The organism is Endozoicomonas atrinae (genome assembly GCF_001647025.1).
GTDB classification, from domain to species: Bacteria; Pseudomonadota; Gammaproteobacteria; order Pseudomonadales; family Endozoicomonadaceae; genus Endozoicomonas; species Endozoicomonas atrinae.
Genome location: NZ_LUKQ02000006.1, coordinates 1 through 18,973, shown reverse-complemented (window position 1 = coordinate 18,973; position 18,973 = coordinate 1). Strand labels below are relative to the sequence as shown.

Here is an 18,973-nt window from a genome sequence, read left to right as displayed (position 1 = left end):
CAGACCAATGGAAACAGGCAATGGATCTGCTATTCACTCCTGAGTCACTGATTGCCCTGCTCACCCTGACCTCTCTGGAAATTGTCCTCGGCATCGATAATATTATTTTTCTTACTATTCTTGTTGATCGGCTTCCTTCCCACCAGCGCGCTTATGCCAGAAATATTGGTCTGGGGCTGGCCATGATTACCCGGCTTGGTCTGTTATTCTCTCTAAGCTGGATCATGAGCCTGACAGAAACCCTGTTTTTCATTCTGGATCAGGCTATTTCCGGCAGAGATATCATTCTTTTGACAGGAGGGCTATTTCTTATCTGGAAATCAACTCATGAGATACACGAATCCATTGAAGGACTGTCCGAAGGAGAACCTGAAACATCCTCAGGCAAACAATCAACAAAATATTTTTTCTTTATTCTTGGCCAGATAGCCATCATTGACGTGGTTTTCTCTCTGGATAGCGTCATTACCGCTGTCGGACTGGTGGATCAATTATGGGTCATGGTATCAGCCATAGTGCTGGCGGTGATTGTTATGATGTTTGCTGCCCGCTCTATTGGCGAGTTCGTCAGTGATCATCCGACGCTCAAGGTTCTGGCCCTCAGTTTTTTGATTCTGATTGGTGTATCGCTCGTCGCTGATGGTCTGGACTTCCACATTCCCAAAGGCTACATATACTTTGCCATGGCGTTTTCCCTCATCGTGGAAATGCTTAATTCTCGACTCAGGAAGCGCCCCATCTCATGAAAGCAGTATTAATCTTTGATATGGACGGTGTTCTTGCCGACTCTTGGGAAGTTTGCTATCCATGCTTCCAGCAGTTTGCTGCATCATTGAATCAGCCCCAGTTGTGCAGCAAAGAAGCAATTCTCAGTCTATTCGAAGATAACTTCATGACCAGCCTGGGTCGCGTCATACCCTTACCAAGCCTCCAGTCTGACCTTTTCCTGCAACTGGCCAGCGATATGAATAACGCGTTGACCAAGGCAACCTGCTTTGCCGGCATCAAACCGACTCTTGAAATACTGTGTAAAGACCACTTTCTTTTCCTGATCACAGCAAACTTTACCTCGGCTGCTCATACATTCTTGAAGAACCAGCAACTAAACTGTTTTCAGGGAATATCTGGAGCTGATCAATCTTTTAACAAAGCCGAGAAAATTCGCTTCATTGCAAAAAACAACCCTGGTCTCCCGGTTTACTATATTGGAGATACTCTGGGTGACATCATTGAAGGAAAGGCTGCCGGGGTTAAAACGGTTGCTGCAGGATGGGGCTGGCATGACGCAGCAACCCTGAGAAGAGGAAAACCTGACTATTTTCTGAAGCATCCCGAAGACTTGCTGAGTTTAATCAATACTTGAAACAGATCTGACAACGATCTTGAAATAAAAATGCGAGATAGCCTCAATGAAAACAACCATACCCACAGAACTGACACTGATTACTGCAGAACAGTTTGGCATTGAAATCGAAATGGCGTATGCAACCAGCAATAATTTTACCGGAAATCCGGTTTATAAAAGCCACGACTGCTATCTACACCCACTAGCCGCACAAGGACTCAAGCGGGCTTCAGAACTATTGCGCCCTCTGAATCTGAAACTGAAAGTATGGGATGCTTTCAGGCCAAAGGCCGCGCAGGCAGAGCTCTTCAGGTTTATGCCTGATCCAGATTACGTTTCTGATCCAGAAACCGGCTTGTGTACCCACTGCCGAGGCATAGCGGTTGACCTCACCATTATTGACCACTTTGGCCGTGAGCTTGAGATGGGTACCGCATTCGATGATTTTCGCTCTTTGGCACATCATGGCAACGAGCAGATTTCTGAAGAGGCACAACGCAATCGTCTACTTCTGGCGGGTGTGATGAATATTGCCGGCTTTGATCCTATTGATACGGAATGGTGGCACTATCAACTGCCCGAGGCCCTGAATTATCCAATTATTAAACCGGATCTGATACCACCGACACTAGTGTAACCGCTTGCTCACTTTATTTTTTTAGTATTAACCCCTTCCCATAGCAAGCCATGGCAAAAAATACAGTCAAAAGGCCACTTGCTGAAAACGCTTAATCTGCATTAGAAGCCAAACCTTCTTTACTGTCCCCCCACCACCAAAAATACAGGAAACCTGTGAAATAGTGACTATGCTTGCCATTTGCCTTTGTATGGAGACTCCAATGACGATAATAAATAGTATCGGCAATCTGGTTCTACTTAGCGAAAAAAGCCATCAGGTCACACTTGATATCGCCTATGCCAGTAGCAACAACTTCACCGGCAAAGCAATTTACAAAAGCAGCCTATGCTACCTGCATACTGACGCATTAGCATGCCTGCTGAAAGCTATTGAGCTACTCAAACCACTGAATCTCCGACTCAAAATCTGGGATGCCTTTCGCCCACTGTCGGCACAGAAAATCCTGTTCAAACATATGCCTGACTCTAACTATGTTGGCAACCCGGAATCCGACCCCTGCCCTCACTGCAGGGGTGTTGCTGTTGATCTCACCATCACTGACCGTTATGGCCGGGAGCTTGAAATGGGCAGTATATTTGATGACTTTCGCCCACTGGCCCACCATGGCAATGATCTGGTGTCAGAAGAAGCACAGCGCAACCGACTTCTGCTGGCAGGAGTGATGAACATTGCTGGCTTTAAACCTCTAAACACCGAGTGGTGGCACTACCAGCTGCCAAACTTGGATAGCTACCCCTTCATTTCTGAAGACGAGACACCTGAAGGGATCATGTAACACCTTGAATTCGACAGCACCAGAGATCAAGTGAGGGGGGAGTAAAGCCACTTGTGCATGACAAGAGCAGGTCGCTCAATGTTAAAGGAGCCCCCCTTACATCCGAAGCCTTTTCTTACCTGCAACACAAGGATCCAGCTTTTCATTTCTGAGGGCATTGAGGTCTAAAATTACCGCCTTGAGATATCCAGAAGAAAAGGAGTAGCACTTCTATTCCTGCGTAGAATAAAACACAAGTAACACTATGATTTGCTATAAATCATAGCTGATTTTAAATAATTACCTTTATGCCAATCCTGCACCCTTACACTGAAACATTTGAGAATCTGAGACTACATGCCCTCATTACACAAGAGACTGCTCAATGGTTAAGAGTTTAGTCATCTCCGAAGATGGTATAGAGCAAATTCTCACGCTCCTGAGCGATTAATCAGGAGCAAAATATGCATCAATGGCTACAGCTAAATGAACTCTTCATCCTGCGCTGCTCTGTTCTACTTGAACTGTTTTTTGGTGTGACCGGTATTCTTGTCGCCTTATACAGTCACTCAAATGCCGTACTTCTGGATGGCTGTTATTCCCTGCTTTGCACATTGACCATGATGGCCAATGTACGCATATCCCAGATGGTCAAGCTGCCGCCATCACCTGAAAGCCCATATGGCTACCCAACGCTTGAGCCATTAATGCTGTTTTTCGAAGGCATCATTTTGCTGGGTCTATGCCTTGCCCTGCTGTACTTTTCTGTCTGTAAGCTCATCATGGGAGGTTATATACCGGAGTTTGACCTTGCCCTGGCTTATGAGATTTTTTCAACAATCGTCGGAGGTGCTACCGCCACTCTTTTTTTCCTGCTGAACCGCTCAAAACCATCACCGCTGATCTATTTTGAATTTCAGGAGTGGCTGGTTGATTCTGCAGTCAGTGCAGCAGCCGCTGCAGCGTTTGCAATAGCTTACCAACTGGGGAATAGCCACCCTGTCACCCCTTATATTGACTCCACCCTAACCATCTTGCTGTTGCTCTTTTTGGTTCGGCTCCCTTTGAAGACAATGCGCAAAAACTTTAAACAGTTGCTTTTAAAAGATGTTGCTGCGCCCGAGTTTGCAGAGTCGATAAGAAATGCCATTTCAGAAGACTGGAACATTCAGAAAACCAGTATCAGTATGATCTGGCTCGGCAGATGGTTATGGGTCAATATAGAAATAGCCACCCATAACGATACATCACCAACTAAATACGAGCTACAGAGTATTAGAGCGAAAGCAGAAAGTACTATTAGCTCAAAATGTAAATACTATCGTCTCCAGCTTAGTTTCAGGCTCTGTTCCCAGGAAAAAGAACCCTCTCAATAAAGTGCAAGTAACTGGATTATACTCATCAGTAAGTCTGCATTTTATGCGCCGCATACTTGTGAGCAATCGGATCAGTAATCACCACCGTATCACCACGAAGCATAAAGTTGCCGCCATGAAGATCCATTGAGCCCACCGTTGATAACTGGGTCAATACATCAAAGAGTGTTTCCAGAAACTCTTCATGGGATTCAATGATACTGTCATCAACCACATCCGAGATGTCGTTGTCCGTTCTTTTCACCAGATGCGAGCTTGATACTTTTATTTTCTCGACAAACACTTCCAGTGTTTTGACTTCTTCAGGAAACTCGCTGTTATCCATTCCAAACGACTGCATGACCGCCTTGAAAGAGCCCCATAAAAGGCCAAAGTCATAGTCATGAAAATGCTGGGGCTGTGTGGCCCGTGAACCATCATCTGTAAAGTCTGAAAGACGTTCAACCACGTAAACGCGCACCACCATGCCGCAGGGCAAGGTAATGATATCTTCACGATGAATAATGGGAAGGTGTGGGTTGCTCTGATTTTCCGGTGTCATGCACCACCTGGCAAAAATGTAATACCCGTCTTTCTTGTCAGGGCACACCTTAACCACCTTATCCGGTTCATCGGGAAGGTTATAAACCGTGGCATAAACCCCCTCTGCGACAGGGTCAAGCTCCGAGCAGCGGTCTAGAAATTGTTCAATATCCTGCTTGTCTTTGATTTCATTCTGTTCGACAAGCGCTTTTATTTCCTGGATTGTTTCCGAGTAAATCTTCATTTTAATACTATCCCTATGCCCATTCAGGCGCAGGAACGTCCGTTTTTTAATCTGTATTTATAATTTGCTCATTAATGAGCGTAGCCTTTTATTTTACAACAAATCAGCAAGGCCATATCAACCAGATCGAAAAGTGTGCATTTAATGGTTATTACGTATTCAATTCGTTTTCTTAAATACCCGACTGAAAGTCACAATTAACATTATCCGAGTCAATTGTATTTCTTTAATAAATACAATTAATAAGCAACAGTCAGACAACGTCAACTCTGGTATTTACAGATAAACTATCAGGCATTTTATCGTTATCAACAAATCATTAATGCCTGATTCGGGTAACACTCTAACATCGATAAATGGTCTTTGTCAGCCCCGCTCAATTAACCCTCTGATTTCAGGAATACAGGACCCACAGTTTGTTCCAGCCTTCAAATGGCTGCCCACCTGAACAGGATCGGTAAACCCATGCTCCGCAATGGCCCGGCAGATTGTCTTCTCTCCAACCCCAAAGCACGCACATACCTGCCTGCCGGCATCTTCACCCTGGGGAGGATTGCCAGCGAGAGCCCACCAGGCCTCCTCAATGGAAGCACTCTGACAAAACCAGGACTGCAACCACTGCCGGTCACAAGTCGATACCGTCTGACCTGTTATCCAAAGCGCCTGAAGCTCTGCAACGCTGAACCAGGCCACACGCCGCTCACCTGCTGCATTATCCATATACTCCACCTTCTGGTATGGCTTGAGCCGTGCAAACAGTGACAGCTGACCCAGGCTTCTACTGGCCATTTCATAGCGATAGCCATTTTCAATACGGACCTCGGTCATATAGGCAATATCCCGAACAGCCAGTCTCTCCCTGGTTAACAGGACGCCATACTGCTCAGCCTGATAGGGCTCAACAGCCACTGGGGTAAACTTCAAATCCGGTTGTTTGGACACAGGATCAAGCACCGGATTCACCAATACCCCGGAAAAACCAGACTCACTGTGCTGACGCGTCCAGTGCATGGGCATAAACACTTCACCTCTGCGTTGAACATCAGCAACCTGAACCCGCACCACCGCATTGCCGAACTCTGATGAAATCTGACACAGCGCCTGATCACTCAACTGGTAACGTTCAGCATCGTCCGGATGTATGGCCAGAAACGGCTCATCGGTATGTTGATTCAAACGGGCTGAAAGCCCTGTCCGCGTCATCGTATGCCAGTGATCACGCACACGGCCGGTATTCAACAATAATGGATAAGACTTACCAGGCGTATTTACCGGGCGGTGAACAGGAGTGGCGATAAAATTCGCTCGGCCATTCTGGGTGAAGAACCCCCCCTCCTTAAAAAAGCGGGCCTTGCTTTCCGTGTTTGACATGACCGGCTTTGTGATAGAGGACAACCTGGAACCATCAAAATCACCCTGAACCTTATCCTCTGATAGTGGCCATTGAAACGGTTCCAAAGCGTCATATTCTGAATCAGTGGCTCGAGCCAGAGGGGCTATATTGAAATCTCGAATTTTTCCCTCAGGGTTATTTTCATAACCGGAAAGCGCCGCATGCTCACGGAAAATATCGGCACTGCCGGAGTAGTCAAACGCCTCAGCAAACCCCAGCCGACCTGCCACTTCACTGATAATCCACCAGTCCGGTCTGGCTTCTCCTGCCAGGGGAAACAGTGCCCGCTGCCTGGAAATTCGGCGTTCAGAGTTGGTGACCGTGCCATCCTTTTCACTCCAGGGAGCAGCAGGCAATAAAATATCGGCAAATTCAGCGGTATCGGTGTGTTCAATGCAGTCCGAAACGACCACTGTCTGACACTTTTTCAGCGCCTTTATTACGCGGTTACTGTCAGGCAGACTGACAACCGGGTTTGTCCCCATGATCCAGACAAAACGTATCTCCCCCCGGTCAATCGACTTGAACAGATCAACCGCTGTCTTTCCCGGGGACTGTGCCATATTGGGTGCACGCCAGAAACGCCCGACTCTGGCGACATCTTCAGGTGTAAACTCCATGTGCGCAGCCAGCTGATTTGCCAGCCCACCCACTTCCCTGCCACCCATGGCATTGGGCTGCCCGGTCAGTGACAACGGACCACTGCCGGGCGTTCCGATACGGCCGGTCGCCAGATGGCAGTTGATCATGGCATTTACTTTATCAGTGCCCGCTGCTGACTGGTTTACTCCCTGTGACCAGGCCGTCACCGTTTTTTCTGTCTCACAGAACCAGTGATAAAACTGAACAAGTGCTTTTTCCTCTACGCCACAGGCATCCGCCAGTTGTTGCATATCACTAAAGCTGGTTCTGGCAGCCTCCAGTGCCTGATCAAAACCCTGGCAGTATTTGTCTATATAGGTCTGATCCAGAGCATCCTGATCAGCAAGCCACGAAAGCAGACCATTAAACAGCAGCACATCAGAGCCCGGTTTTATGGCCAGATGCAGATCAGCAATATCACAGGTTTCCGTGCGCCTTGGGTCAACCACCACTACTTTCATGTCCGGCCGCTGTTCTTTCATCGCCCGGATACGCTGGAACAACACCGGATGGCACCAGGCGGTATTGGAGCCCACCAGCACCAGCAGGTTAGCCAGCTCCAGATCCTGATACGTATTCGGTACGGTGTCGGAGCCGAACGCTCGTTTCTGACCAGCCACCGTGGAAGCCATGCAGAGCCGGGAGTTGGTATCCATATTGGCACTGCCAATAAACCCTTTCATCAGTTTATTGGCCACATAGTAGTCTTCGGTCAGCAGCTGACCTGACCCATAAACAGCCACAGAGTCCGGCCCATAGTGCTCAATGGTTTCCTGCAGCCGTGAGACCAGTTCATCCAGCGCTTCAGACCAGACGACCTGACGACCTGACGACCATGAACCTTTGGATAAAGAAGACGCCCATCCAGTGATACCGTTTCTCCCAGGGCGCTTCCCTTGGAACAGAGGCGACCATAATTGGCAGGATGATCTTCCCGGCCCTTGATCTCAATCAGGTGCAACTCAGAATCAACGACCCTTGCGGAAATACCGCAACCCACACCACAGTAGGCACATGTCGTATTGATATCCTTTGTCAGTTGATTTACTGCCATGATACTTCCCTGAACCTTTTACAGAACCGTCATGCAGCCAGAAAACGCTGCCCGAAAATAAGTTGTTGCCGGATGGCTGAAATGTCAGTGCCCGACTCCATCAACGTCTGGTACCACAAACCATCGGATACATCGCCGTACAGGAGTACACCTTTGATCCGATTATTCTGAAGTACCAGCTTGCGATAGATACCCGCATCTGAAGCATCAAGCGTAATCACTTCGTCCCTGCTTATTTCGTCGCTCTGTTCATCACTCTTTTCTACAAAACAGGAAGGGTTGAATTCACCACTGGAAAACAGGTTGATGCCATCCACTTTCAAATTGGTCGGTATGGGGACTGGGGTAAACGTCTGGCTCTGATCACCCAGCAGGGACGCTGCAACGATTTCAGCATGCCGATAAACCGGAGCAACCAGACCAAACAGCAATGACTGCGTTTCCTGCCCGGAAGTCAGCTGCATCTGCGCACATTCACCCACGGTAAAAATATCCGGGTCAGAGGTCTGCAGCCGGTCATTGACCAGAACCCCACGGTCGCACTTCAGTCCAGCTTCCTGCATCAGCTGTATGTTCGGCCTGACTCCAGCTGTCACCACCACCAGCGAGGCAGGTAGATATTCACCGTCAACCTGCACACCACAAACCCGACCATCAACGCCCTCATAGGATTTCAGCGTTGCACTGCTGCGAAAGGCGATACCTCTTCGTTCGAGTTCCTTGCGCAATAAATGCCCGGCATGTTGATCCAGCTGACGAGCCATGGGAATGGGCATGTTATCCACGATGGTCACCAACATGCCCCGCTTTGCCAGACCACTGCCACACTCCAGCCCCAGCAAACCGCCGCCTATCACCACAGCCTGCCCCTGACCCGCTTCAAGCATCAAGTCGACATCGGCAAGACTGCGAAACGCGAGGACCCCCTGAAGGTCAGCACCCGGCACAGGTATCTGATTGGGCAGTGACCCGGTGGCAAGAACAAGACGGTCATAGTCGAATGTCTCACCACCTTGAGTGACCACCCGCTTTAATGAGCGATCAATCTGAATAGCCCGGTAGTCCTCCCCCATCAGCAGCTTTATACCCTGCTGCTGATACCAGGTGGCACTTTTCAGATGAATCCCTTCCAAATCGACACTGCCTGCCAGCAGCTTGGACAGTTGAATCCGGTTATAACCTGGACAATCTTCTTCAGAGAGCACAGTCACTTGAAAAGGACACTGACCACCGGCAAACAGCTGCTCAAGAAACCGGACCGAGCCCATGCCATTGCCAATGACCACCAGTTTTTGCCGGCCGTCCGGCTTTTGATAATGGCTCATCAGACAACCCGTTCAGCAACGTGTCCGACCAGCGGGGTGGGCATCACCTGTACGACACCCTCATGTAAACGAACCGGGAACACCTTCAAACTGACCGTATCATCTTCCAGACATTGTCCACTGGCTAAATCAAAGTGCTGTTTATAGATGGGCGATGCCACGACCAGGTGGCCCTTAAGGTCACCCACAAGTCCCCGGGACATCACATTGGCATTACTGAATGGGTCAAAATTTTCCAGGGCAAACACCTGATCCTTCACCCGGAATACAGCAACCTGATGGCTGCCCACCAGGGCGCAGATGCCAAGGTTTGAAGAAAGCTGTTCATCCTGACAGATCGTCGTCCACTGGCTCATTACATCACCTCCTTCAGCTGAATCTTTTCCAGTTCCGTTGCGGGTCGTATCTGGTCCCGTTCATCCACAAAGACAACATTGCTGTCCAGCTGGTCGCTGTTGATGAAATGACTGAAACGCTTGAGTTTCTCAGGGCTCTCCAGCGTCGTTTTCCATTCACACTGGTAGGTTCCGACCAAGTGAGTCATCTCATCTTCCAGCTCCTGATTAATACAAAGACTGTCGTCCATGATGACGGACTTGAGATAATCCAGACCACCTTCGAGGTTATCCAGCCAGACCGACGTTCTCTGGAGACGGTCAGCGGTTCGAATATAAAACATCAGGAAACGATCGATGTATTTCACCAGCGTTTCATCATCAAGCTCGGTGGCAAACAGGTCAGCATGCCGGGGTTTCATCCCTCCGTTACCACCCACATAGAGGTTCCAGCCCTTCTCGGTAGCAATTACGCCAACATCCTTACTCTGGGCTTCGGCGCACTCCCGGGTACATCCCGAAACGGCCATTTTGACTTTATGTGGTGAACGCACTCCTCGATAACGGTGCTCAATGGCAATGGCCATGCTGGTGCTGTCCAGAACACCGTAGCGGCACCAGGTACTGCCCACACAGGATTTAACCGTTCTCAGGGACTTCCCGTAGGCATGCCCGGTTTCAAACCCGGCATCCACCAACCGCTTCCAGATAGCCGGCAACTCATTAACCTGGGCACCAAACAGATCGATCCGCTGGCCGCCAGTGATTTTGGTGTAGAGATTAAAGTCTTTAGCCACCTCACCAATCACAATCAGCTTCTCCGGGGTAATTTCACCGCCGGGAACCCGTGGCACAATGGAGTAGGTACCATCCTTCTGCATATTCCCCAGGAAATAATCATTGGTGTCCTGAAGCGGAGCATGATCACTCTTCAGAATGTAATCGTTCCAGCAGGAAGCCAGTATGGAACCAATGGTAGGCTTACAGATATCACAACCCATGCCGCGACCATGCTTTTCAATCACCTGGGAGAACGTTTTCAGCTCGCCAACCCTGACCAGGTGATACAGTTCCTGCCTTGAATGCGGAAAGTGCTCACAAATATCTTTTTTGACTTCAACACCCAGTTGAGTCAGCTCGTGGTCGAGCACCTGCTTTACCAGCTGGGCACAACCACCGCAGCCGGTTCCGGCATTGGTTTCTGCTTTAAGTGCGGCAATATCCTGGCAACCTCCGGCCACCGCACCGACCAGATCCCCCTTACTCACATTGAAGCAAGAACAGATCTGGGCCGTTTCCGGCAGTGCAGCCACCCCCATTCCAGCACTGGCAGAGCCATCACTCTGAGGTAAAATCAACTCAGCAGGGTTAGCCGGAGGCACAATGCCATTCAACATCATTTGCAGTAACGTTCCATAGTCGTCTGCATCCCCGACCAGAACGGCACCCAGAACTCTCTTTTTGGTTTTGGATACGACCAGCTTTTTATAAACCTGTTTTTCCTGGTCAATGAACTGGTAACTCAGTGAGCCTTTTGTATTGCCATGAGCATCACCAATACTGGCCACATCAACGCCCATCAGTTTTAGCTTGGTACTCATATCTGCGCCGGTAAACTGGCTATTACCGTTACCGGTTAAATGATCAACCGCTACCTGGGCCATTTGATAACCGGGAGCGACCAGACCAAAAATCCGGTTTTCCCACAGCGCACACTCACCAATGGCGTAAATCGATTGATCCGAGGTCAGGCAGTCATTATTGATAACAATGCCACCTCGCTCTCCCATGGCCAGATCTGCCTGTTTTGCCAGTTCATCCCGTGGACGAATACCCGCAGAGAACAGCACAATATCGGTATTCAGCACCTCACCATCAGCGAACTGCATTTGATGGACTGCGCCCTCACCATCAGTGATCAGCTGGGTGTTCTTGCCGGTATGGATTTGCACGCCAAGCGCTTCAATCTTCTGTCGAAGCATGGCACCACCGCCATCATCCACCTGAACAGCCATCAAACGGGGTGCAAATTCAACCACATGGGTTTCAAGGCCAAGATCTTTTAACGCTTTGGCGGCTTCCAGCCCCAACAGCCCGCCACCGACAACGGTGCCAACCCTGCTGCTGCCAGCCGCTCTGGCAATGGCTTCCAGATCCTCAATGGTACGGTACACAAAACAGTTGTCCCGCTCATGACCGGGTACTGGTGGCACAAAAGGATAGGAGCCGGTGGCCAGAACCAGCTTGTCGTAATGAATACTTCTCTCTTTATTGGTGGTTAATTCCCGGGCATCTCGGTCAATGGCAACAACCGCTTCATCAAGAATCAGATCAATACCGTTCTCCTGATAGAAACCTTCCGGCACCATGGACAGGTCTTCGGCACTTCGACCACTGAAAAATTCGGAAAGGTGAACACGGTCGTATGCAGGGCGTGACTCTTCACCAAAAACAACCACCTGGTAGTGCTCTAATCCACCAGCAGCCACCAGCTTTTCCATAAAGCTGTGACCGACCATGCCATTACCGACGACTACCAGGGTTTGTTTCCCGCTCATTTCGGCTAATTCCCCATTGTTGAACACACTTTGTCTGCCAGCATGCAGGGGGTATGCCAAAACACTCAAAGCTATGCCTGAAAGTTAAAAGTAAAGATTTACTGGAACCACAAAGAGCACGAAGAACACCAAGTCTTTAAAAGATACCTTTGTGAACTTTGTGTCCTTTGTGGTTAGAAGGCTTGCAATGCCTTTGATGTGGAAGATAAATCCTGGGTATTTTTTGAACCACAAAGCGCACGAAGAACACTAAGTCTTTGAAAAGATACCTTTGTGAACTTTGTGTCCTTTGTGGTTAAAAGGCTTGTATTGCCTTTGATGCGAAGGGCAAATCTACAGTATTTTCTTGAACCACAAAGGACACGAAGAGCACAAAGCCGATAAAAAGATAACTTAGTGAACTCTGTGATCTTTGTGGTTAAAGGGCTTGTAATACTTTCGCCACACTCCCAAAACCAGAGCATACGCAACACTGCCAGACTGTACCCGTCGTCGAAAATCATGCACCAAAATAAAAACAACAGCCCACGCCGGCGTCATTATTTGGTGCATATTGTGCAATTTTTGATTGAACTACTTATTGGCAAACTGGCTCAGCCCCCTAAAATAGCCCACCCGTTTTTACTGGTTTCCCTGATATCACAAAACTATGGACTATCATTTCCAGCGCAACTATTCCGGTCGACCCGAAGCTCAGTTCTCCATGGACCATGAAGCCATGGGCATCTGGCTGACAGAAGAGCTGGGCAGCAACAGGCAGCAGCTGGAGTACTTGTTACAGGTAGTGGATAGTCTGGAGAAAGGTCAGCGCTGGGAGTATTTTGACGATGGCAATGACTATCGCCTTCATCTGACGCGCGATCACGCCGAAGTGCGGGCAGCCCTTCTGGATACCGAAATGGGCTGTGATGAAATGGAAGAGCTGGACTATTACGACAATGAGTCCATCAGCCACTGCGGGCTGGATGATTTTAAAACGCTGCTGGTCTGCTGGCAGGACTTCCTGAATATTTAGGAGGCCGCCTGAGCATAGACAGCCTCTTGGAATGAACTCCGTTCAGAGTTCATCGCCAATCTTAAACTGCAAAGCCTGAAAAACATCGGCCATTTCGGCTGCACAGTTTTTCAACTCCACACGCAGGGTACTGAACTCCCGACGCTCGGGATAATCCTTACGGAGCCGGTCAAACGTCAATCGGCGCTGAGGCTCCTCAGCCCCCATCAGCCCTTTTCGCATCACCGCATCATCACGACGAATGTCGTAAACCGAACGAATCGCTTTTGAGCAGGTGGTTGCAAACGTCGTTCCCTCGCTGAACTTCATCTGTTTCAGCACAGGCAGTGGCGTAATGGCCGGCAGTCGAACCCTGGCCGGAAGACCAAAGTGCTGACACAGTGCCTTGTAGATCATCTCCGTACCGCGAATCTTTCCATCCAGGCTGTAGCCAGCAATATGCGGGGTCGCAATATCGACCCGAGCCATCAACTCCGGATCGGCATCGGGTTCGTACTCCCAGACATCCAGCACCACGGTCAGATCATCACGCTCACTCAGGCACTTCTTTAGCGCGGCATTATCAATCACCGGGCCGCGTCCGGCATTTATTAACACCGTTCCGGGTTTCATCGCCCGGAGCTGCTGCTCACCAATCAAATAATGGGTTGGATAAGGGCCATCCATCGTCAGTGGGGTATGCAGACAAATAATGTCCGAACACTCAATCAGCTGACCAACACTGACATAGCGGGCATCATCACGGCTCTCTTCGTTTGATTCCAATAATGGGTCACAGGCACAGACCTCAACCCCAAGACGTTCCATCATGCGGTACAGACGACCGCCCACCTGCCCCTTGCCAATGATGCCAACCCGTCGGTCACGCAGCTCAAAACCGTCACGCTCTGCCAGAATATCCAGGGCGGCCAGCACATACTCCACCACGGCGGTGGCATTGCACCCCGGTGCATGGCTGAAAGCAATGCCATGGCTGGCCAGATAGTCCCGATCGATATGATCAAACCCTGCAGTGGCCGTACCCACAAACTTCAGTGAGCTGTTTTCCACCAGCTGCCGGCTGACTTTCGTCACCGAGCGTACCAGCAAAGCATCCGCATCCTGCACATCCTCCGGTGAAATGCTACGACCAGGCAGAGCCACCACTTCCCCCATCGCCCCAAAGCACTCCATCAATAAAGGAATATTTTCATCGGCCACTATTTTCATAAAAGAGGGTTCATCACCTTGTTTTCATTAACGCGCTGAATCATTCAACAGCTAAAAAATATTGGTTATGTTATACCAATATGAAAGGCTCGATAACAGTATGACTGCCTGGGGGGCGTTTACGACTACCCAGCCGATTAGGTCATGATCTGAATTTAAGCCAGCCAGGTCATGATCGCTGCTGTTTGAAGCCTTCCCATATAATTACGCGCAAGTCTTTCATAACGTGTTGCTATGGGCGAAAGCTCTTGAGCTTTTGGAAGAGTCGTTCAACCAGATTTCGTTCCTTATAGATTTCCCGGTCATACCACCTCTGACGGACCCGATTGCTTCTTGATGGAATCACCGGCTCGGCACTAATTTCCTTGATAGCAACAATGAACGAATCAGAATCATACCCTTTATCTGCGAGAACAAAGTCTGCTGAAACTCCCTCAATCAGGGCATTGTCCTGACCATATTCTGATGCCTGCCCTGTAGTAAGAATAAAGCGTACCGGATTGCCCAAGGCATCAGTGGCAACATGAATCTTGGTGGTTAATCCACCTCTTGATTTTCCAGTCACTTCAGCATTTCGCGCTTCTCTTTTGAGGCTCCATGCTAATAAACACGAACGATTGAGCCATCAACCATAAGATATTCTATATCACAGTCCTTGTTGACCTCGTCGAATACTTTGTTCCATATGCCTCTTGAGCATCATCGATTGAAGCGCATGTAAACTATATGCCAGCGACCAAAGTCCTCCGGTAGATCTCGCCAGGGTGAACCGGTTCGAGCTATCCATAGAACCGCTTCAATAAACAGGCGATTATTATTTGGGTAGGACCGGGATCTGAGACCTTATCTGGCAGCATCTCTTTAATACGTCCCCATTGTTCATCTTTGAGAATTGTACGAGCCACCGGGAATCCAAAAGATAAACTGTAGCTCGCTACCGGTATGTCGTAGACCTGAATAAAGACTTACGCGTCGGTTAAATGTGAACGCCCCCTAGGCTTTGGTCAAGGTTGCGACTTAATATCCAAATCTGCAATCTATGTGGGCTTGTCGACGGGGATCACAGGGATTTTAACTCCATGAACATCGGACATATGCTGGGCAATATAACTACGGGAGAAACTACGTTGGCAATGATAGCACTTGAAATTAGCCTTTAAGCGATCTGAAGGTTAATTATTTATCCCCAGTAGAATCGTTCGACTGCCTCAAAAATGAAGCAGATAAGTGAACCCATTGCGTTCTTTTGCCTTATTTTTGTAACTGCTCAAAATTTGGTGGAAAATTATACAGTGACACACCTTAAGCCCAGTAAAATGAATAAAAATTTTGCAAGAAATGCATTTTTACCATCAAGTTTTAAGCAATTACTTATTTTTCAATCTTAGTGATTTTTGATCCTTCCAGAGTGAGGTTATACATCAATCCTTTACTATCCAGAATAAAGCCGATGACCGGATGCATTAACGTTTCCGATTTAATAGAGCCACCAGCACCAAACTCAGCAATCGCGACTCCACCATCAACCCCCACTTCCCAGCCCCAGCTATTCTGGAAGTTAACCAGTGCAGAACTTGTCATAAACATGATGATCTCGGTTCGAGCCTGAAAACCCAACTGAAAACCATAAGATGCAGACACAGTGCGATAGTAATCACGGATATTACCGTCAATCAGCAATGCACCTTCACCATACCCTCCTCCAATTGCTCCGAGCCCCCCCTTCTTGACAGATGGAAAGACCAAGATGCCTTCTGCCTGTTCACCCAACTCCTTGGCCGCAGGTCGTTCTTTATAAAGTTTGTCTAATGCTTCGTTGACCGTTGCATCCAATTCCTTTTTGGATGCCGCTTCTACAGGCATCACTGGAAACATCATTATCGTTGTCAACAGTGCAGACAATAAAAACCGAACCTGAACATTCATTATGCACTTACCTGCTGAAATATGCCTTGAAGGATAGCAGTAATATCAGCAGATAAGCGGACGAAAATGCAAAAATAGCCAGCTACTATAATAATAGAGCCCTGATGGCATCAAGCATAAACAAAGATATCAAGAAAGATAAGAAAGATAAGAAAGATAAGAAAGATATCAAGGACACCCATAAATTATTTGACCACCCTACAACTAATTTACCTTTCCTCTCGAAACTATAAATAATGCCATAGTCACAATGACCAAAGAAAAAGGGCGTCTATTAAGTACACAGAAGAAGATATAAAGGGCCATCTTATTTTAGGCCACATCTATCAAGGGCTTGGACGGAACCTGCTGTTGTTTATGAAGTACCCGGGTTAAATCGGAACTTTTACATCACTGAATGGACTAATGAATTATGTTGAACTTTAACTGAGCCTCCAGTCATTTCCCGTACACTTCCGAATAGGAATATTTGAGCCTGTAAATAATTCTGTGTAAACGCCACCAAAACTATTACTCCTTGAACCGGTCAGGAAACATAATTTCAAACCGGTTCAAGGAGTAATAGTTTTGGTGGCGTTTACACAGAATTATTTACAGGCTCAATGATACAGGCTCTCGGTACTGTTTCTGGAATTCCGGAAACCAAGGCACTGGGTAAAAATCAGGAACCAGTAAGGATAATGCTTCCTAGCTTTGCATTTGAGGATGAAAAACTCAGTATTCCATTAAAGCATTTGCAAGAGCAACTTCCTAATAAATTTACCATTACAACAATGGAACAAAGTGCGGTATGCACTCCAGTTTTATTGCCAGTTATGCATTCCTCCAGAATTGCCAGTGATTTTAATGGTGCTTTTTGGAGAGAAAAAATCCCACAAGGAAACCACGTAATAATATTATTATTTCAGCCTGTTAATCCAGGCTTTAAACCGCCAAAGGCGATTTTGGCAGAAAAGTTTTATTGCTCAGAACAACCACAATTATTATCAGCCACTAAGCAAACTGAACAAATGGAACTACTAAGGGTTGCTGGCGGCAGCTCACATGCCGTTATAGAATTTCACACGGTCAGTTCTATAGATAAAGACAATCCTGAGAAATCAAGAATAATGAATTCCGACAATAATATCGTAGCTTTATCAGACTTTACAGAAGCTCTGGAAAAACTAAAAAAATAAGGCATTTTTTTAGAATTTTTAGTAAGTAATAGCTACTATTTTAGATACTTAAATAGTAGCTACTAGAAAATCTAATATTTAAATGCCATTTTATGCTGCTGTGTAATCAATTCTCTCTCAATGTCTAAATCTTAACGAAAAACGGCTTCGCACAGTATTACCCACTGATCAGCCCAGTTTTCAGTTGGCTTACGCTTAAACTCACTGCGAACATACTGGGCGATCCGACCTTCAGCAGAAGTTACCCCTCACTTAACACCAACGGTCACCGACAGGGAGCCATCTCGTTTTGTCTCCTCTGAGGTCGTAGCCGTTACCCTTATGCAGGGAAAGAGTCTGTCACAGGAAATTGTCGATCGTGAGCAATGTCGTATCCAAGCCTCAATTGAAAAACATCGTGCCAGAAATACCGGTAATCACTCAGAGTCCAATAGCGGATTTATAATCAGCCCTCTAACCCAGCTCCTTTCAAAGGACAGTCCTGAACGAAACCTTGTTCTTGATACCCTTTTGATCGATAGCGAGAATATTGATAGCACTTATATCATTCCTGATGGCATTGATGCTTTAGAAGAACTGGATCGTATTCAATACTCTGTTCTCACTCACCATGAACAGGAGATATCTCAAACGCATCACAGCCAGTCAACCACTGTTTTCTGTTCCAGGCAGTTCCGTAGAAACACACCCCATGATGAAGTCTGGGCAACCATAACCCAGAAAACCATGGAGCTAGTAGAGCTTGCCCGGAAGCATCCTGCTGGTAACAGGCCAGAACCCAGCGAGCGAGGAGCAGCCAGATCCGAAAGCGCCCTTTCGTTTCCAGCCATTATTCACCAGATGACCGGAATGATGGTCAATTCAATGGCCGGATACCACTATTACCTTTATGATTATTCCTACAAACAAAAACCATATGTCATCACCGGCGTAAAAAGTCCTCAAAACACCAGTCCAAAATGACCTGTCGTTAAGTATAGCTTTTTGGGGTGGTCTGCAAGTCTGATAGTTCCAGAAAGTTAAATATTTTACTAAGCTGACTCTGTCCGATCTTATTCAGGATGCATGATTGCAAGCAGGCCTTTGATAAAGGACTTCTTATTGATCTCGTATTCATTCACGCACGGTGCTGTTGATAGCCAGTGGTTAACGCTTTGTACAAAACCATCACGGTGATCATGGTTGTTCAATTTTATTTGAAGCTTCTTAGCAAGTGCATGAAGGTGTTGTTGTTCTGGAAGATGGTTAGATTTTTCTTCAGAGTATAAAGAAATAAACTGCTTGCCTTTATTTAGGGTAAGCAGAGAGCGCATAAACAAGCCATAAATTCGCTCATCGGATGTTTTGGGGAGGTTAAAAAGAATGGTTCGCGGTACGTCAAATACCTCCCCTTTTTGCAATTGCTCTGTTAGCGGAGCAAGGTGATCAACCAGATATTCCAGTGTGTCGTTCAGTAA

Annotated in this window: 17 protein-coding genes and 3 pseudogenes; 8 read left to right on the top strand and 12 right to left on the bottom strand. The window is 47.5% G+C overall.

Features of this window, described 5'->3' with window-relative positions; translation table 11 throughout:
- Nucleotides 1–20: 20 nt before the first annotated feature.
- The 5 genes from AK963_RS01850 to AK963_RS01830 all read left to right on the top strand — a co-directional run bounded on the left by AK963_RS01850 (nt 21) and on the right by AK963_RS01830 (nt 4,115).
- Nucleotides 21–746, top strand: coding sequence for a TerC family protein (locus AK963_RS01850; RefSeq protein ID WP_066013609.1), 726 nt, complete (start codon nt 21–23; stop codon nt 744–746).
- Nucleotides 743–1,363, top strand: a complete 621-nt coding sequence (locus tag AK963_RS01845; RefSeq protein WP_066013607.1) for an HAD family hydrolase — start codon at nt 743–745, stop codon at nt 1,361–1,363. The genes AK963_RS01850 and AK963_RS01845 overlap by 4 nt, the downstream gene beginning before the upstream one ends.
- A 46-nt stretch (nt 1,364–1,409) precedes the next feature.
- Complete coding sequence (ddpX, locus tag AK963_RS01840) at nt 1,410–1,982, top strand: D-alanyl-D-alanine dipeptidase (RefSeq protein WP_066013603.1); 573 nt, start codon at nt 1,410–1,412, stop codon at nt 1,980–1,982.
- Nucleotides 1,983–2,184: 202 nt separating this feature from the next.
- Nucleotides 2,185–2,760, top strand: a complete 576-nt coding sequence (ddpX, locus tag AK963_RS01835; protein ID WP_083232385.1) for a D-alanyl-D-alanine dipeptidase — start codon at nt 2,185–2,187, stop codon at nt 2,758–2,760.
- A gap of 443 nt (nt 2,761–3,203) precedes the next feature.
- Complete coding sequence (locus AK963_RS01830) at nt 3,204–4,115, top strand: cation efflux transmembrane domain-containing protein (RefSeq protein ID WP_066013599.1); 912 nt, start codon at nt 3,204–3,206, stop codon at nt 4,113–4,115.
- A 25-nt stretch (nt 4,116–4,140) separates the two neighbouring features.
- Here the strand turns inward: AK963_RS01830 and AK963_RS01825 are convergent, their stop codons facing one another.
- From AK963_RS01825 to nirB, 6 genes are all read right to left on the bottom strand, one after another.
- Nucleotides 4,141–4,881: a hypothetical protein gene (locus AK963_RS01825; protein ID WP_066013598.1), complete on the bottom strand. Its 741-nt coding sequence runs from the start codon at nt 4,879–4,881 to the stop codon at nt 4,141–4,143.
- A 366-nt stretch (nt 4,882–5,247) separates the two neighbouring features.
- Nucleotides 5,248–7,683 carry a molybdopterin-dependent oxidoreductase gene (locus tag AK963_RS01820; RefSeq protein WP_338011539.1) on the bottom strand — a complete coding sequence of 812 codons (2,436 nt, stop codon included), beginning with the start codon at nt 7,681–7,683 and terminating at the stop codon, nt 5,248–5,250.
- Nucleotides 7,629–7,970: a hypothetical protein gene (locus AK963_RS36765; RefSeq protein ID WP_338011537.1), complete on the bottom strand. Its 342-nt coding sequence runs from the start codon at nt 7,968–7,970 to the stop codon at nt 7,629–7,631. Before AK963_RS36765 ends, AK963_RS01820 begins: the two co-directional genes overlap by 55 nt.
- Before the next feature lie 29 nt (nt 7,971–7,999).
- On the bottom strand, nt 8,000–9,295 hold the full coding sequence (locus tag AK963_RS01815; RefSeq protein WP_066013597.1) for an NAD(P)/FAD-dependent oxidoreductase: 1,296 nt from the start codon (nt 9,293–9,295) through the stop codon (nt 8,000–8,002).
- Complete coding sequence (gene nirD, locus AK963_RS01810; protein ID WP_066013596.1) at nt 9,295–9,651, bottom strand: nitrite reductase small subunit NirD; 357 nt, start codon at nt 9,649–9,651, stop codon at nt 9,295–9,297. The genes AK963_RS01815 and nirD overlap by 1 nt, the downstream gene beginning before the upstream one ends.
- Entirely contained in the window at nt 9,651–12,188 is a 2,538-nt protein-coding gene (gene nirB / locus AK963_RS01805; RefSeq protein WP_066013686.1) for a nitrite reductase large subunit NirB, read from the bottom strand. The genes nirD and nirB overlap by 1 nt, the downstream gene beginning before the upstream one ends.
- Before the next feature lie 649 nt (nt 12,189–12,837).
- Here nirB and AK963_RS01800 point away from each other — a divergent pair.
- Entirely contained in the window at nt 12,838–13,203 is a 366-nt protein-coding gene (locus AK963_RS01800; protein ID WP_066013593.1) for a YacL family protein, read from the top strand.
- Between the two features lie 42 nt (nt 13,204–13,245).
- Here the strand turns inward: AK963_RS01800 and pdxB are convergent, their stop codons facing one another.
- From pdxB to AK963_RS01785, 4 genes and pseudogenes are all read right to left on the bottom strand, one after another.
- Nucleotides 13,246–14,412: a 4-phosphoerythronate dehydrogenase PdxB gene (pdxB, locus tag AK963_RS01795; protein ID WP_066013588.1), complete on the bottom strand. Its 1,167-nt coding sequence runs from the start codon at nt 14,410–14,412 to the stop codon at nt 13,246–13,248.
- A gap of 232 nt (nt 14,413–14,644) precedes the next feature.
- Nucleotides 14,645–14,983, bottom strand: a pseudogene (locus AK963_RS36820) (IS5 family transposase); the annotation flags it as partial.
- A 128-nt stretch (nt 14,984–15,111) separates the two neighbouring features.
- Nucleotides 15,112–15,222: pseudogene (locus AK963_RS36815) on the bottom strand (transposase); the annotation flags it as partial.
- A 561-nt stretch (nt 15,223–15,783) separates the two neighbouring features.
- Nucleotides 15,784–16,338: a lipid-binding SYLF domain-containing protein gene (locus tag AK963_RS01785; protein ID WP_066013586.1), complete on the bottom strand. Its 555-nt coding sequence runs from the start codon at nt 16,336–16,338 to the stop codon at nt 15,784–15,786.
- Between the two features lie 602 nt (nt 16,339–16,940).
- Here AK963_RS01785 and AK963_RS01780 point away from each other — a divergent pair.
- Complete coding sequence (locus AK963_RS01780; RefSeq protein WP_066013584.1) at nt 16,941–17,516, top strand: hypothetical protein; 576 nt, start codon at nt 16,941–16,943, stop codon at nt 17,514–17,516.
- A 131-nt stretch (nt 17,517–17,647) separates the two neighbouring features.
- On the opposite strand, the pseudogene AK963_RS35035 reads toward AK963_RS01780, so the two are convergent.
- Nucleotides 17,648–17,743, bottom strand: a pseudogene (locus AK963_RS35035) (nucleoid occlusion factor SlmA); the annotation flags it as partial.
- A gap of 94 nt (nt 17,744–17,837) precedes the next feature.
- Here AK963_RS35035 and AK963_RS01775 point away from each other — a divergent pair.
- Nucleotides 17,838–18,479 carry a hypothetical protein gene (locus tag AK963_RS01775; protein WP_066013582.1) on the top strand — a complete coding sequence of 214 codons (642 nt, stop codon included), beginning with the start codon at nt 17,838–17,840 and terminating at the stop codon, nt 18,477–18,479.
- An 89-nt stretch (nt 18,480–18,568) separates the two neighbouring features.
- Here AK963_RS01775 and AK963_RS33070 read toward each other — a convergent pair.
- Nucleotides 18,569–18,973: hypothetical protein (locus AK963_RS33070; protein ID WP_175404411.1), on the bottom strand; the 405-nt coding region annotated here is incomplete at its 5' end.

What these genes read in the sequence shown, in the direction of transcription:
- AK963_RS01775 (WP_066013582.1), top strand. Translation starts at nt 17,838, where the DNA reads ATGCAGGGAAAGAGTCTGTCACAGGAAATTGTCGATCGTGAGCAATGT.
- pdxB (WP_066013588.1), bottom strand. Translation starts at nt 14,412, where the DNA reads ATGAAAATAGTGGCCGATGAAAATATTCCTTTATTGATGGAGTGCTTT.
- AK963_RS01780 (WP_066013584.1), top strand. Translation starts at nt 16,941, where the DNA reads ATGATACAGGCTCTCGGTACTGTTTCTGGAATTCCGGAAACCAAGGCA.
- ddpX (WP_083232385.1), top strand. Translation starts at nt 2,185, where the DNA reads ATGACGATAATAAATAGTATCGGCAATCTGGTTCTACTTAGCGAAAAA.
- nirD (WP_066013596.1), bottom strand. Translation starts at nt 9,651, where the DNA reads ATGAGCCAGTGGACGACGATCTGTCAGGATGAACAGCTTTCTTCAAAC.
- AK963_RS01850 (WP_066013609.1), top strand. Translation starts at nt 21, where the DNA reads ATGGATCTGCTATTCACTCCTGAGTCACTGATTGCCCTGCTCACCCTG.
- AK963_RS01825 (WP_066013598.1), bottom strand. Translation starts at nt 4,881, where the DNA reads ATGAAGATTTACTCGGAAACAATCCAGGAAATAAAAGCGCTTGTCGAA.
- AK963_RS01815 (WP_066013597.1), bottom strand. Translation starts at nt 9,295, where the DNA reads ATGAGCCATTATCAAAAGCCGGACGGCCGGCAAAAACTGGTGGTCATT.
- ddpX (WP_066013603.1), top strand. Translation starts at nt 1,410, where the DNA reads ATGAAAACAACCATACCCACAGAACTGACACTGATTACTGCAGAACAG.
- AK963_RS01830 (WP_066013599.1), top strand. Translation starts at nt 3,204, where the DNA reads ATGCATCAATGGCTACAGCTAAATGAACTCTTCATCCTGCGCTGCTCT.
- nirB (WP_066013686.1), bottom strand. Translation starts at nt 12,188, where the DNA reads ATGAGCGGGAAACAAACCCTGGTAGTCGTCGGTAATGGCATGGTCGGT.
- AK963_RS01845 (WP_066013607.1), top strand. Translation starts at nt 743, where the DNA reads ATGAAAGCAGTATTAATCTTTGATATGGACGGTGTTCTTGCCGACTCT.
- AK963_RS01785 (WP_066013586.1), bottom strand. Translation starts at nt 16,338, where the DNA reads ATGAATGTTCAGGTTCGGTTTTTATTGTCTGCACTGTTGACAACGATA.
- AK963_RS01800 (WP_066013593.1), top strand. Translation starts at nt 12,838, where the DNA reads ATGGACTATCATTTCCAGCGCAACTATTCCGGTCGACCCGAAGCTCAG.
- AK963_RS36765 (WP_338011537.1), bottom strand. Translation starts at nt 7,970, where the DNA reads ATGGCAGTAAATCAACTGACAAAGGATATCAATACGACATGTGCCTAC.